Genomic DNA, 13317 nt, shown 5'->3' with positions numbered 1-13317 from the left:
CCCGGCAGGTGCCTCCGCCGCCGCCTCACCGCGCCCTCCCGGCGACGAGCCCGGCGGCCGCGTCGACCACCAGGAACAGGAGCAGCGTCCAGCCGAGCACCGGGAGCGCCCAGCCGAGGGCGGCCACCGCGGGGACGCCCGCCACGAGCACGGGCAGCGGGACGCGCCGCCAGGCGCCGCGCGCCGGGACCCGGCCGAGGCGGGAGGCACGGTCCCCCCGGGTCGGCCGCCGCTGCCACCACATGCGGTAGCCCCAGAGGACGACCAGGACGAGACCGAGGGCCACGACGACCAGTACGACCTGGTTGGCGACGCCGAACAGCACGCCCATGTGCCCCTGCACGCCGAGCTTGCTGAGCTTGGCGAGCGGCGGGTGGTCCGCCCACCGGGTGCGCGCGGTGACCTCGCCCGTCACGGGGTGCACGGCGACCCGGTCGTAGCGCACGGGCCACACGTCGTCCTTCTGGGCCACCACCCACGCGGCGGAGGCGTCGGCGGGCGGGGTCAGGACGACGGGCCCGTCGAGCCCCGCCCGGCGGGCCGTGGCGAGGGCCGTGTCGAAGGCGGCGGGACCCGGCTCGGCGGGCTCGGCGGCGTCGGCGGTCGCGCCGTCCCCGCCGTGGCCCGCGTGCTCGCCGCCCTCCGCCCCGGAGGCGGGCGCCGCACCCGGAAGCCGGGTGTCCAGCTTCGGGGCGTTGCCCTGGACGGCGTCGACCAGCCGCCCGAAGCGCTCCCCCGAGTACTGCGACCAGGTCAGCCCGGTGGCGCTGAGGAAGAGCAGGCCGAGGGCGAGCCAGACGCCGGTCGCGGCGTGGAGGCCGCGGGTCCGCCGCACGCCGCGGGCGGTCCGCTCGGGCAGCAGGACGCCCCGCACGGACGCAGCCCGCCGCCCCCGGGCCCGGCCGAGCCACAGGACGAGGCCGCCCGCGACGAGCACCCACAGCCAGCTCGCGGCGGCCTCGGAGTACAGCCGGCCGGTCTCGCCGAGCCGCAGGTCGCGGTGCAGGTCGCCGAGCCAGGCGGTCAGCGGCGTCGCCCCTGACCGGGTCGCGAGCGCGCCCCGCACCTCCGCGGTGTACGGGTCGACGAAGACGGTCCGCTGCCGCTCGCCCAGGCCGGGCACGTCGAGCACCACGCGCGTGGTGCCGTCCGGTTCGGCCGGGGTGGCGACGGAGGCCAGGACGCCCTCCGGGTACGCGGCCCGCGCCGCCGCGATCTGCCCGGACAGGGGCACCGTCGGCCCGCCGGTCCGCTCGACGCCCAGCCGGTCGCCGTAGACGAGCTGGTCGAGCTGCGGGGTGAGGGCGTAGACGAGGCCGGTGAGCGCGGCGACGACGAGGAACGGGGCGACGAACACCCCGGCGTAGAAGTGCAGCCGGACCAGCAGCTCCCGCACGCCGTGCCGGGAGCGGACGCCGGGCGCCGCTCTTCGCAGGTCGGGGTCGGGGCCGGGGCCGGGGTCGTGGTCGATGGTGGCGGTCATGGATGTCCCCCGAGGTGTGAGAGGTAGGTGCGGGTGGGGCTACGGATGCGGGCGGGGCTACGGGTACGGGCAGGGGTGCGGGTACGGGCGGGAGTGCGGGTACGGGCGTCGCGCGTCCGGTCGGCCGGCGGTGCCCTCCGGTTCCCGCCGAGGTCGGTGGCCTCCCTCACGGGGCGGGGCGGTTTGGCGTACGCGGGCTGCTGGGCAGCATCGACGCGCCCGGTACGACCACACATCCCGAGACGGCGAGGTGGCCCCATGCCCGACACGACTCCGGAACCGATCGCGACCTTCTGCGGAAAGTGCGACTGCGGCTGTCCGCAGCTCTTCGTGGACGCGGACGCGCCCGCCGACAGGCGCGTCCGCATCACCGACGACTTCGGCCAGCGGGTGCAGATGAGCGAGGAGCAGTTCGCCGACCTGGTCGCCCAGGCCAAGGCCGGCGTGCTGGACGGCTTCGTGACGGCGTAGCCCTCCGCTTCCCCGTCCATCAGCGCTCCCTCCTCCCCGGGCGCGGCCTCCTCCGGGCGCGTCCGGAGAGGAGTCGGACCGCCGGCCCTCCGGGTTCCGGCGGTCCTTCCGTTTTCCGGGACGGATCTCCGGGACGGGTCTGCGGGGCGGGCTCCCGGGGGGCTTCCCGTCAGGCGGCGTCCCGCAGCAGGCGGATCAGGGCCGTACGGGCGCGGGCGACGCGCGAGCGGACCGTGCCGACCGGGCAGCCGAGGGCGTCGGCCGCCTCGGCGTAGGGCAGCCCGAGGAGCTGGGTGAGGACGAACGCCTCGCGCCGGTCGGCCGGGAGGGAGGCCAGGAGCTCCGCGAGGGCGACGCCGTCCTCGAAGCCGGGCAGCCCCAGGGGCTGGGTGTGCTCCGCCTCCTTCTGCCAGTCGTCGCGCCCGGAGAGCCGGGGGCGGGCGGCGGCGTGGCGCAGGCTGTCGACCACGGTGCGGCGGGCTATGGAGAGCAGCCAGGCCCGAGCCGAGGACCGTCCCTGGAAGCGGGGGAGCGCGGTGATCGCGCGGAGGAACACCTCCTGGGTGAGGTCGTCGGCGGCCTGGCGGTCGGCGCTCAGGTACGCCACGTACCGCCGGACGTCGTGGTGCAGGGCCCGTACGAACAGCTCGGTCTTCGCGGGATCGCCGTCCCGCGCGGCCAGCGCGAGCAGGGTCGTCGCCGCGTCGGTGCCGGCGTCCGGGGCGCGGGAGGGCCGGGGAGGCCGAGGGGACCGAGGGGGCTGGGGGAGTCGAGGGAGCCGAGGGGGCTTCCTCGTCTCCGGGCTGAGGGTGTCGGGGGCAGGGGTCATCGCCGTACGTCCTTACGGAGCGGAAGGATCCGGCGGCACGCGCGGCAGCGCCGTGGCGTGGCGCCGGTGAGGGGTCGCGGCCCGCCGTGGCGGCAGGGCCGGGGCCCGGGCGGCGGTGGTCGGCGCGTGCGCGCCGCCGGGCCCGGGGAGCCGGCTGTCAGAGGACAGCGGATGCCGGCGGGGGACCCCTGGAGACGATCGGACGGGCGAGGAGGAGCCGCCGGGGAGCGGGCGCGTCACCGGTGCGGACGGACCGGACCCGGGGCGGGCGCGCGGGCGCGGGGACCACGGCGGAGAGCAGGCGCCACAGCGGCCGCAGGGAGCGGCGGCGCCCGAGGGGCAGCGCCCGTACGAGCCGGAAGAAGGCCCGCTCGCCGTGCGCCAGCCACAGGCCGCTCAGGAGCGCGGCGAGGAGGTGGGCGGACAGCATGCCGGGCGACGAGGCCATGTCCGCCATGTCGTGGACGGGGGCTCCGCCGCCGGGGGAGCCGTGGGACATGCCCAGGTGGGCCATGTGCCCCATGTGCCCCATGGCGGTGTGGTCCATGGGCGGGGCCGCGCCGGCGTCCGGGCCGGGGGCGGGTCCCTGCGCCCGGGAGAACGCCTCGTGCAGCACGCCCTGGACGGCGACGGCGGTCGTGGTCACGGCCGCCGGGCCGCGTTCGCGTCCGGCCAGGACCCAGGCGGCGGCGAACGTCCCGGCGAAGGCCGGGCCGAGGACGAGGGCGGGCAGGTCGCGGCCCGACATCAGGACGTGGCCGGTGGCTGCGAGCAGCACGCAGACGGCCGCGAACATCGCGGCCCGGGCTCCTCGCGCACAGCGGCCTGGTGTCATGGCGCGCCCATCCTCGCACCCCTCTCCGGAGGCGGGGCGGCGGGGACGGCGGTCACGGCCGCCCCCGACCCGTCGGGTCATGAGTACGCGACGGCGGCGGCCCCCACAAGAGCGCGTCGGACCGGGCGGGAACCGGACGGGCTCCCCGCCCGACCCCTCTCCTGCCGTCGCACGGGAGACACGGGAGACAGGGGAACCACGTGAACCGCAGGCAGTTGCTCCGCACGACCACCGCCCTCGGCGTCGCGGCCCCGACGGCCGCGGCGGCGTCAGGGGCCGCCGCGGCGCCCGGAGCCGCTCCGGCACCCGCGTCGGCCCAGGACCCGTCCCGCCCGCTCCGCGTCCACGTCGTGATGTTCGACGGGGTGGAGGAACTCGACTTCGCCGCCCCGTACGAGGTCCTCTCCGCCGCCCGCTTCTTCACCCCGCGCCCGGTGGAGGTCCGGTACGTCTCCGCGACCGGGGCCCGCGCCGTGACGGGGGCGTACGGGACGGCGGTGCGCGGCCTGCGCTCCTGGGACCCGGGCGCGGCGGACGTCCTGGTCGTCCCGGGCGGCGGCTACGCCCGGCGGGACGACCCCGGGGTGTGGGCCGAGATCGACCGGGGCACGCTGCCCCGTGCCCTGGCTGCGGCGCCCCGCCCGGGACTGACCGTCGCGGCGCTGTGCACCGGGGTCATGCTCCTGGCGGCGGCCGGGCTCACCGCCGGTCGCCCCTGCACCACCCACCACCGGGCCGGGGCCGACCTCCGGCGGCAGGGCGGCCTGGTGAAGGACGCCCGGGTCGTCGACGACGGCGACCTCGTCACCGCCGGCGGCATCACCTCGGGCCTGGACCTGGGCCTGCGGCTGGTCCGCCGCGAACTGGGCGCGGACGCGGCGGCGGGCCTGGAGGAGATGCTGGAGTACGAGGCGCGCGGCACGGTCTGGAGCGCCTGAGGGCCCGTGCCCGGCCGCCCGCGGCAGCTCAGGGACGCGGCTGCGGCCGGACGGTGAGGATCTGCTCGGCGCGGCCCACGGGCCCGTCCACGTCGTGGAGGACGCTGCTGGTGAGGCCCTGCCCGGTCGGCCCGAAGGCGACGGTGGTGTCGAGCCCGGTCCAGGGCCCGCGCGGCTGCCGGTACAGGTGGACGGTCAGGTCGACGTTGGGGAACATCCAGTCGGCGGGGTCCTGGAGGACGGCGATGCCGTTCGCGGTGTCCACGAGGGTCAGGTACGAGGCGAGGGCGCCGCTCTCCTCGCCCGCGACGAGCGCGAGCGGCGTGGACAGCCAGGCGGTGCCCCGCCCCGGCCGGGACGAGGCCGTCCGGCGGACCTCGATGGAGGAGACGTACCCGCCGTCCCACGCGTCTCCCATGGGCCAGACCGGCACCTCCCCGGGGGCGGGCAGCGGCTCGGCGGAGGAGTGGGCGACGGCCGAGGAGTCCAGCTCCGCGAGCAGCCAGACCCGTGCCCGGACCACGGCCCGGCCGCCGATGGCCATGGTCGCTTCGAGGAGTTCGATGGTCCGGCCCGGCCGGACGCTCTCGACGGTGACCTCGCACTCGTCGAGCGCGATCCGCCCGAGGATGTCGTAACCGATCCGCCCCGGCAGCAGCCCGCCCGCGCCTCCCGGCCGCCCCTCCAGATACCGGTCGACCGCGTGCACCAGGAGTCCCGACACCGGACTGAAGTGCTGCTCGTCCGCGCTCCACGCCCCGCCCGCGTGCGCCGTGGGCTTGTAACGCCCCTCTCCCGTCCGCTCGTAGTAGCTCTCGCGGCCGTCGGCGCCTGCGCTCACGGATCCGTCCCCTCGTGCGGGCCTGCATGGATGGTTGCCGTATCCACGCATCCTAGGCACCCCGCCCGCGGAGGTCACCGTGAGCCCCGGCACACCCCGCGCTCCGCCGCGATCGCTTTCGGTCAACGTCGGCTGATCGCCGATGCCGTTCGTCGCGTCGGCGTACAACTCGGGAGGCCGAGGTTCACCGGTGGGGGCGTGACGGGAAGGCGACGCGTGCTGTCCGACGAAGTCTGGCGCGACCTGCGCAGCCAAGGCGTGACCAGGATGTTTCCGGCGCGCAGCGTGATGCTGCGGCAGGGTTCCCCCGGGACGCACCTCCTGGCGCTCACCTCAGGTCTGGCCAAAGTGGTGTGCCGCGAGTCCAACGGCGCGAAGACCTGGCTCGCGTTCCGGGGGCCGGGGGACCTCCTCGGCGAGGTGTCGGTCTTCCACGGAACCGCACGCACGGCGGACGTCGTCGCGCTGACGCCCTGTGCCGCGGTCGTCCTGGACGCCAAGCGCTTCGTACGGTTCGTCGAGGAGCGCGGACTGGTCATCCATCTGATGCGCCAAGCACTCGCCAGGATGCGGGAGTCAGACCTCCACCGAGGCGAACTGCAGACGCTGCCCTTGCTCGTGAGGCTGGCGCGTACGCTGCTGAGACTGGCCGCGCTCACCGGCCAGACGGCTGGGGGCGACGCCGTCCGGCTGACGGGACTGAGCCAGGAGGAGGTCGCGCAGGCGATCGGCGTCACCCGCAACGCGGTCATCGGCGGCCTGGGACAGCTACGGGCCGTCGGGCTGGTCGAAACGGCGCGGCGGGTGATCGTCATCCGGGACGTGGAAGCCCTGCGGCGCTGGGCGGCGGCCGACTGAGGGCGGCGGTTCGTGATCTGGGTCACGCCCCATGTGCCCAGCGCTGTGCACTCGACGGAGAGGCACGGAGGGAACCTCGAAGCAGCCGGATCCAGGCTGCTCGACGGACCGTTCGTGAGGAGAATCCGCGTGTCTGCACCCATGCCCCGCCCGTACGCCGAAAGCCGGCCGCTCCCGCCGTACCGTGCTCTGTTCGCCGTGGACGCGAAGGACTTCACGGGTCTGCCCGCCGCCCAGCACGGCCCGGTCAGCCGGCTGATCCCCCAGCTGGTGGACCAGGCCCTGGAGCGGGCGGACCTGCACCGGTTGCGCGACGCCAAGCGCTTTCCCGCCAACACGGGGGACGGGGTGGTCTTCGGGTTCGACCCGGTCCACCTGCCCTTCGTGCTCTGGCCCTTCCTGGGCGTTCTTGACGACGTGCTCGGGTCGTACAACCGGCAGGCCGTCGGTCCCCGGATCAGGCTCCGGGCCAGCGTCCACGTCGGCCCGCTTCCCGACGAGGGCGAGCCCGGGGACGGCAACGGCACGGCCCGCAACGACCTGCACCGGCTCCTGGACTCCCGCCCGGTCAAGGCGATCCTCGCCGCGGCGAGCGAGGAGGTGACCCACCTCGCCGCGATCATTTCGGAGCGGGTCTACGAGGACGTCGTACGGGCTGCCTACACGGGACTCCACCCCGACCGGTGCGTCGAAGTGCCGGCCACCGTCGAGGGAAAGAACTTCTCGCAGCGGGCCTGGCTCTACGTCCCCTCGCCTTCGGGGAACCTCGTGCGGGCGGGCATCCGGCCGCGCGAGGAAGCCGTGGGCACGATCCCGGAGGCGTCCGCCGCGGAGCCTGGCGAGAGGGGCGGCAGGGGGTACGGAGGAAACTCCCAGCAGGTCGGGGAGGGCGTCGCGATGATGGGCGACGTCGGCGGGGACTTCACCTACACTGCGCCCGCGACCACGTATCGCGGAACCAACCAGCACTGGGGCGGCGGAGACAACGTCTCCGGTGACAAGCGGATCGGCGACGGGGGCCACCGGTGAACGCGGGACCCGGTCCGGCCGCGGACCCGGTCACCGGCGGGCCCGCCGCCGGTCGGCCCGTCCCGCCTGCTGGTCCGGGCGCTCCCCTCCCCGGATCCCGCCAACAGGTCGACGGCGGAGTGGCGTTGATGGGAAACGTGGGCGGCGACTTCACGTACCTGAACATCACCGCGTGGGACTGGGACGACGAAGCCACCGAGCGCATCCTCAAACCGCGCCTGCGCGAGGGGCCTTACCCGCCGGACGAGGTGCGCGACCGGCTGTACGGATTCGTCGAGCCCCCGTCGTACGCGCACTGCCGGAAGGTGCTGGACGGCCGGATCGTGCTGCTCAGGGCGAGGGCCGGGACGGGTGCCGGAACGGCGGCGTTCGCCCTTCTCGCCGAAAGGCACGGTGAGGGTGGCGTCACGGGCCTGGACGCGATGGAGGACCTGTCGGCGTGGCGGCCGAAGGCCGGCCGCGGCTACCTCCTCCAGGGGCTGCCGGCGGCCTCCGCCCGCTCGCTCGACGGCGTACGGCTGGCCGGTCTGGCCGAAGCCCTGCGAGGCGCCGGGGCGCACCTGGTCGTCACCATGGCGCAGGACGCCCGGCTGCCGTCCGGCAGCGGCCGGTGGGAAGCGGCGCACGTCGCACCCGGACCGCGCGACGTCGCGGAGAGGCGACTGCGGCTCATGGTCGCGGAGGGGAGGCTCGGAAGCGAACGACTCGCCTTCTTCCTCAAGGACTTGGACTCACCCGCGTTCGGCGAGTACCTCTCGACGCATCCGCTGCCCGGCGACGCCGTGGACCTCTCGGACGGGCTGCTGCAGTCCGCGGAGACCTCGGCCCCCGCCGAATCGGTGCTGGAGGACCTCCTCACCGGTACGGAGGCGGCGGCCCGGTCCGCACTCGCCCGGTCCCGGCACAGCGCCGACGAGGTCTCTCTGATGGCGGCCATCGCCCTGCTCCCGGGACAGGACCGCACGGTGATCGAGCAGTTCACCGCCGCGTTGCGTCCCCTGCTCGGTGAGCGTGCCGCCGGGGCGGGTCGGAGCGGGCACCCGGAGGACGGGCCGCCGGACGTCCTCGGTCCTTCCTTCGAGGACCGGCTCGAAGCCATCGGCGCCCGGTCGCTGGCCCCTCGCAGCTCTTCCTCCGACCGGTACCGCTGTCCCGTGCAGCCGGTCGTCTTCTCCGGCAGGCACCGCTCGGCGACGCTCCTGCGTCATCTGTGGCTGGACTTCGAGGGCATGCCAGAAGCACTGTGGGGAGCGCTGGAGCAGCTGGGCCACCAGCCGGGCCTCGATCTGGCTGCGGGGGAGGCGATCGGGCGCGTGCTCGCGCACGCCACCGGCCCCGGCGCACTGAACCAGCTGCACCGCTTCGCCTCCTCGGGAGACCGCTGGCGCCGCCGACTGGTCGCCGTGGCGCTGGGCGAACTCGTCCAGCACCCCCTGGTCTCCGGGGCGGTCAAGGAGCAGATGCGCCGGTGGAGCCGGTCGTCGGCCGAGCTTCGCTGCACCGTGGCCGAGACCTGCGGGGGCAGCTACGGTCTCGCCCGTCCGGCCGCGGCCCTCAGGCTCCTGGACGGCGTCCTCGACGGTCCCTCCCCGGAACTGGACGTGAAACTGCGTTCCGCCGTCTCCTTCGCGCTGGGCGCCCTCCTCACCGAGGCGGGGAACCACGCCGAGGTCCTGGAGGCGGTGACGAGATGGCTGGAAGCCGGCCGGGGAACACCCCGGCACACGCTGGCGGTGCACGTGATCCACGCCCTGTCGCTCTCGACGTTCCCCCAGCGGGGCACGCCGGGCGCGGTCCGGACGAGCCTGGCCCGGATTCTGGAGGGCCACCCGGCACAGGGCTTCGCCCTCGTCGTGCCGGGGCTCGACGACCCGGCCACGTACGAAGCGGTGGCCGGGGCACTGGGCCGGATCGAAGCCGACCCCGACCTGTTCCACAGGGTGGCCTTCGACCACCTGCTGAGCGAACTCGCCCGCACCGCCGGCCGCCGCCGGGGAGTCGTCCGCTTCCTGCTGGAACGCCACCGGGACCACGCGAACGCCTCGCGAAGGGAGAACGCCTCATGAGCAAGCCACTGTTCGTACCGGCAGGGCCCTCACCGGTCCGGCAACTGCTGCGGCAGCGATTCGCGCCGTCCGAGGACCGCGCGCTCGTCCTCCTCTCGGGCCAGGGGGAGGACCGCGTCGAACTGCCCCGCGGCAGAGACATCTGGGGATACCCACGGCCGTCGATCGGGGCGGTGTTCCGGCGGGAGTTCGACTCGATGGGGTGGGTCTCGCTGACGGAACGCCGGATCGTGGTGGAGGTGCCGCGCCGGGGCTCCGCGACGCCGACGCCCGCGCGAGCACGCTACGAAGTCGCCTGGAACGTCAGCAACCCGGTGGCCGCGGCGCGCAGCGGCCTCACCGAGGCCACCGCCGGCCGGCTGATCGTCCAGGACATCCGCGGAACCGCCGGACTGCCGGAGGGGCCGGATCCCCTTCGGCAGCCGCCGACTCTGTACGGGACCGCTCAGGTCGAGCCCCCCGGACACCCGCGGAACATCGGCGGGGCGGGCCTGGCCTACTGGTTCCTGGACCCCCCGGCCGGCCTCCTGCCGGCTCCGAGCCACCCGGCCGAACTCCTCCTCCCGCCGGGCTTCGGCGAGGCCCACCAAGAGGCGTACCGCTTCTACCGCGAGGTGATTACCGGCGGGCCGGTCGGTCTGGCGGCGCTCTGGCTCCTCCACCATCCCGACCAGGCCAGGGAAGTGCTCGACTGGACGGTTGCGCACGACGAACTGCTCACCGACCGGGACGGGTGGGAGCGGACGCTGGCCGCGACCCTCCAGGGCCTGTCGAAAAGGGACCGGGGCTTCGTCGGGGTGAACCTGGCCCGCCTGCTCAGCGAAGTCGGCGTGCCCCAGGGCGATGAGGTCCTGCGCAGGATCGGCGAAGCGGACGCACCCCGCGGCGGCATGAACGGCTTCCACAGGGGGACGCCGTGAGGGGAGTCCTCCCGCCCCGCCCGGCCCGTTGGAGGAACGGCTCCGGCCGTCCTGTCCCGGACGAGGACCACGTGGCCGCTCTGTCGCGGGAACTCATCGCGCAGAACCACCTGGAGATCGGCCGGGCCGACGGCAAGGCGGCCGTTCTCCTGGCCACCGGGGGAACGCTCTTCGGGCTTCTTCTCTTACGGCGCCCCCTGGGCGACTCGTGGGCCCTCCCCTTGTGGTGGGCGGCCGCCGCCGCCACGACCGGGGCGCTGGGGCTTCTGCTCCTCGCCCTCACCCCGCGTCACGGGGCGAGGGCGGGGGGGAGACAGGACCTCCTCGCGTACTACGAGGACGTGGTGCGTGCGGAGAAGCGCGCCGATCTGGCGGCCGGGCTGGGGAGGGACGGCTCCGACCCCCGGCCCCGGCTGCTCCGCGCGCTCAGGGAGACCAGCAGGATCGCCCGGGCCAAGAACCGCTGCGTGCGGTACGCCGTCGTCATGCTGCTCCCGGCGGTCACGGCGGCCTTCCCGGCCGTGGCACTCGGACGCTGACCCGCCGCGCGAGGGAGGGCTGCCGGCCGGACCGTCCTTCACGCCGCCTCGGTCAGGGCGGAACGGTCCGTGCGGGCGGGGGCGGTGAGGGCGGTCGGGGTCGGCCGGCCGTCGTGGCGCGGCCACAGGAGGAGGGCGGCGGCCGTTCCCGTCAGGGCGAGGGCGGCGAGGACGGACCAGGTGAGGGGGAAGCCGGCGGTGGTGCCGAGCCGGCCGGCGACGGGGTAGGTGACCAGCCAGGCCAGGTGCGACAGGGCGAACTGGGCGGCGAACGCCTGGGGGATCGCGTTCCGGGCGACGGAGGCGCGCAGGACCTTGCCGGTCGGGGTGATGACCAGGGCGGTCCCGACGCCGATCGCGCTCCAGACGAGGGCCGTGGCGGTCCAGGTGAGGAGACCGGTCGCGGCGAGCGCGGCGGCGGCGACCGTGCCGCCGGCGAGGACCCCGGCGCCGGTCGTCATGACGGTGCGGGCGGCGGCCCGGTCGAGGACGCGGGGCAGGACGAGGGCGGTCAGGAGGGTGCCGGTGCCGGAGGCGGCGAGCATCCAGGCGACGTCCGACCGCGTGCCGCCGAGCACGTCCCGGACGTGGTTCACGGTGTTGACGACGACGATCGAACCGGCTGCCGCCACCACGAGGTTGAGCGCCATGACGCCGCGCAGCCGGGGCGTCCCGAAGAACGTCCTGATCCCGGCCGCCGTCTTCTCCCACGCCCCGGTCCGGCCGCCGGGGCGGGCGTCGGGGATGCGGGTCGACAGGACGAGCGCGGCGGAGACGAGGAATCCGGCGGAGGTGCCCAGGAACAGCCGGTCGAAGCTCAGGAACGTCAGGGCGACCGCCGCGAGCACCGGGCTGAGCAGGCTCTCCATGGTGGAGGCGACCTGGGAGGCGGACAGGGCGCGCGTGTAGTCGGCCTCGTCGGTGACGATGTCGGGGATGACGGCCTGGAACGTCGGGGTGAAGGCCGCGGAGGCGGCCTGGAGCAGACCGATCAGCAGATAGACGTGCCAGACCTCGCTGACCAGGGGCAGGGCCAGGACCACCGCGCCGCGGACCGCGTCGAGGAGGAAGAGGAAGGTCCTGCGGGGGAGCCGGTCGATGTACGCGGCGGCCAGGGGCGCGATGGCCACGTACATGACCATCTTGACGGTCAGGGCCGTACCGAGCACCGCGCCGGCGCGCGGACCGGCGAGGTCGTAGGCGAGGAGGCCGAGGGCCACCGTGGTCAGCCCGGTCCCGAACAGGGCGATGACCTGGGCGCCGAACAGCCGGCGGTAGTCGCGGATGCCGAACAGTCGCATGGCGGTTTCCTTCCGTGTCCATGCGGCGGGGCGCGGCCCCGTGGCGGGGGCCGCGCCCCGCCCGTACAGGCGGGGGATTCGGGTGCGGACCGGACCGGACAGCTCATGACGCTCCTCGTGTTTCCCGTGTGCTCGTGTCTCGTGTCCCGTGCTCTCTTCCGGACGGATCAGTGGTGGCCGTGGTGCCCGTGGCCGTGCCCCTGGTGGTGGTCGCCGTGCGCGGGCGCGGGGGCGGGCGCCGCCTCGGCGGTGCGCACCGTGAACTCGGCGGTGCGGACGACGCCGTCGTGCTGGAAGTCCAGGTAGAGGCGGTAGGTGCCGGCCGTGGGCGCGACCGCCATGAAGCTGATGCCGGGCCCGGGCGCGGTGACGCCGTCGCCGGGGTGGCCCTCCGGGTGGACGTGGAGATAGCCCAGGTCGCCGACGCGCAGGGCCACGAGGTGCCCGTAGGCGGCCAGGTAGGGCTCCAGGTCGGTGACGGGCCGGTCGTTCCGGCTGACGGTGAGGGTCAGCTCGCTCGCCTCGCCGGGCACCAGGACGCCGTCGAGGGTGACGCCGTACTCGCCGATCCGCGCGGTGCGGGCGGCCTCGGGGAGCGGCCGGGGGGCGTACGGTCCGGCGACCGCGACGTCGATCCCCAGCGTCAGGGTCCCGTCGTGACCGGCCGGGTGGATGTCGGTGAAGAACCGCCAGTCCCCGGGCTCCAGGTCCAGCTCGGTGCTCCAGTCGCCCTTCTCGTCCCGCACCGGGTGCACGTGCTGGAACCCGGCCGTGTCCCGCCGTACGGCGATGAAGTGCAGCTCCTTCTCGTGCTCGGCGACGAAGTCCGTCACCGGCCGCCCGTCCGGCCCGGTCACCCGGAACCCGACGTGCTGCCGCGCCCCCGCGGCGAGGACCGGGGAGTCGACCTCGAGCGTGTACCCGCCCTCGGAGACCGACAGCCCACCGGGCCGCCCGCCACCGTGACCGGTGTGGCCACCGTGACCGGCGTGGGCGCCATGCGCGTCGTGGTCGGCGTGGATGGTGTGGTTGTCGTGGCTGCCGTGACCGGTGTGGTTCTGCATGGCGTGTCTCCCCAGGATGAAAGTCGCTGCGGTGTCTCGTCCGCGCTGGACGATGATCACAACCATATACCCCCTGGGGGTATTCCGAGAAGGGGAGGAAACTCCGCGCGCCCCGCACCTCCGGACTGCGGGGGCGGGGGGGG

Annotated in this window: 13 protein-coding genes; 7 read left to right on the top strand and 6 right to left on the bottom strand. The window is 75.0% G+C overall.

Annotated elements, in window-relative coordinates; genetic code table 11:
* Positions 1 to 25 precede the first annotated feature (25 nt).
* The gene (locus tag IE326_RS01890; RefSeq protein ID WP_190040645.1) at positions 26 to 1483 is read right to left on the bottom strand and encodes a PepSY-associated TM helix domain-containing protein; all 1458 of its coding nucleotides are present in this window, start codon (positions 1481 to 1483) and stop codon (positions 26 to 28) included.
* 258 nt (positions 1484 to 1741) lie between these two features.
* Between IE326_RS01890 and IE326_RS01885 the strand changes: the two genes are divergently transcribed.
* Positions 1742 to 1954: a hypothetical protein gene (locus IE326_RS01885; RefSeq protein WP_150235590.1), complete on the top strand. Its 213-nt coding sequence runs from the start codon at positions 1742 to 1744 to the stop codon at positions 1952 to 1954.
* A 169-nt stretch (positions 1955 to 2123) separates the two neighbouring features.
* On the opposite strand, the gene IE326_RS01880 is transcribed toward IE326_RS01885, so the two are convergent.
* Together IE326_RS01880 and IE326_RS01875 are read right to left on the bottom strand one after the other, a co-directional pair.
* Positions 2124 to 2783 carry a sigma-70 family RNA polymerase sigma factor gene (locus IE326_RS01880; RefSeq protein ID WP_150235588.1) on the bottom strand — a complete coding sequence of 220 codons (660 nt, stop codon included), beginning with the start codon at positions 2781 to 2783 and terminating at the stop codon, positions 2124 to 2126.
* Between the two features lie 157 nt (positions 2784 to 2940).
* Complete coding sequence (locus tag IE326_RS01875; RefSeq protein WP_229915168.1) at positions 2941 to 3579, bottom strand: hypothetical protein; 639 nt, start codon at positions 3577 to 3579, stop codon at positions 2941 to 2943.
* A gap of 239 nt (positions 3580 to 3818) precedes the next feature.
* On the opposite strand from IE326_RS01875, the gene IE326_RS01870 reads away from it, so the two are divergent.
* Entirely contained in the window at positions 3819 to 4556 is a 738-nt protein-coding gene (locus IE326_RS01870) for a DJ-1/PfpI family protein (protein WP_190040643.1), read from the top strand.
* Positions 4557 to 4584: 28 nt separating this feature from the next.
* Here IE326_RS01870 and IE326_RS01865 read toward each other — a convergent pair whose 3' ends face one another.
* Positions 4585 to 5397, bottom strand: coding sequence for a thioesterase family protein (locus IE326_RS01865; protein WP_229915167.1), 813 nt, complete (start codon positions 5395 to 5397; stop codon positions 4585 to 4587).
* Between the two features lie 216 nt (positions 5398 to 5613).
* Between IE326_RS01865 and IE326_RS01860 the strand changes: the two genes are divergently transcribed.
* The 5 genes from IE326_RS01860 to IE326_RS01840 all read left to right on the top strand — a co-directional run bounded on the left by IE326_RS01860 (position 5614) and on the right by IE326_RS01840 (position 10809).
* Complete coding sequence (locus IE326_RS01860) at positions 5614 to 6255, top strand: Crp/Fnr family transcriptional regulator (RefSeq protein ID WP_190040642.1); 642 nt, start codon at positions 5614 to 5616, stop codon at positions 6253 to 6255.
* Positions 6256 to 6396: 141 nt separating this feature from the next.
* Entirely contained in the window at positions 6397 to 7284 is an 888-nt protein-coding gene (locus tag IE326_RS01855; protein WP_190042128.1) for a hypothetical protein, read from the top strand.
* Positions 7285 to 7412: 128 nt separating this feature from the next.
* Positions 7413 to 9350, top strand: coding sequence for a hypothetical protein (locus tag IE326_RS01850; RefSeq protein ID WP_229915166.1), 1938 nt, complete (start codon positions 7413 to 7415; stop codon positions 9348 to 9350).
* Positions 9347 to 10270, top strand: coding sequence for a hypothetical protein (locus tag IE326_RS01845; RefSeq protein ID WP_190040640.1), 924 nt, complete (start codon positions 9347 to 9349; stop codon positions 10268 to 10270). The genes IE326_RS01850 and IE326_RS01845 overlap by 4 nt, the downstream gene beginning before the upstream one ends.
* Before the next feature lie 71 nt (positions 10271 to 10341).
* On the top strand, positions 10342 to 10809 hold the full coding sequence (locus IE326_RS01840; RefSeq protein ID WP_268982894.1) for a Pycsar system effector family protein: 468 nt from the start codon (positions 10342 to 10344) through the stop codon (positions 10807 to 10809).
* 38 nt (positions 10810 to 10847) lie between these two features.
* Here IE326_RS01840 and IE326_RS01835 read toward each other — a convergent pair whose 3' ends face one another.
* Positions 10848 to 12110 (bottom strand): MFS transporter, encoded by a 1263-nt coding sequence (locus tag IE326_RS01835; protein WP_190040639.1) that lies wholly within the window; start codon positions 12108 to 12110, stop codon positions 10848 to 10850.
* 167 nt (positions 12111 to 12277) lie between these two features.
* On the bottom strand, positions 12278 to 13174 hold the full coding sequence (locus IE326_RS01830) for a DUF8832 domain-containing protein (protein WP_229915165.1): 897 nt from the start codon (positions 13172 to 13174) through the stop codon (positions 12278 to 12280).
* Positions 13175 to 13317 lie beyond the last annotated feature (143 nt).

The sequence above is a fragment of the Streptomyces filamentosus genome, assembly GCF_014654895.1.
Lineage (GTDB): Bacteria > Actinomycetota > Actinomycetes > Streptomycetales > Streptomycetaceae > Streptomyces > Streptomyces filamentosus.
The sequence above is the reverse complement of the archived record's forward strand: the minus strand, read 5'-3'. Positions and strand labels throughout refer to the sequence as shown.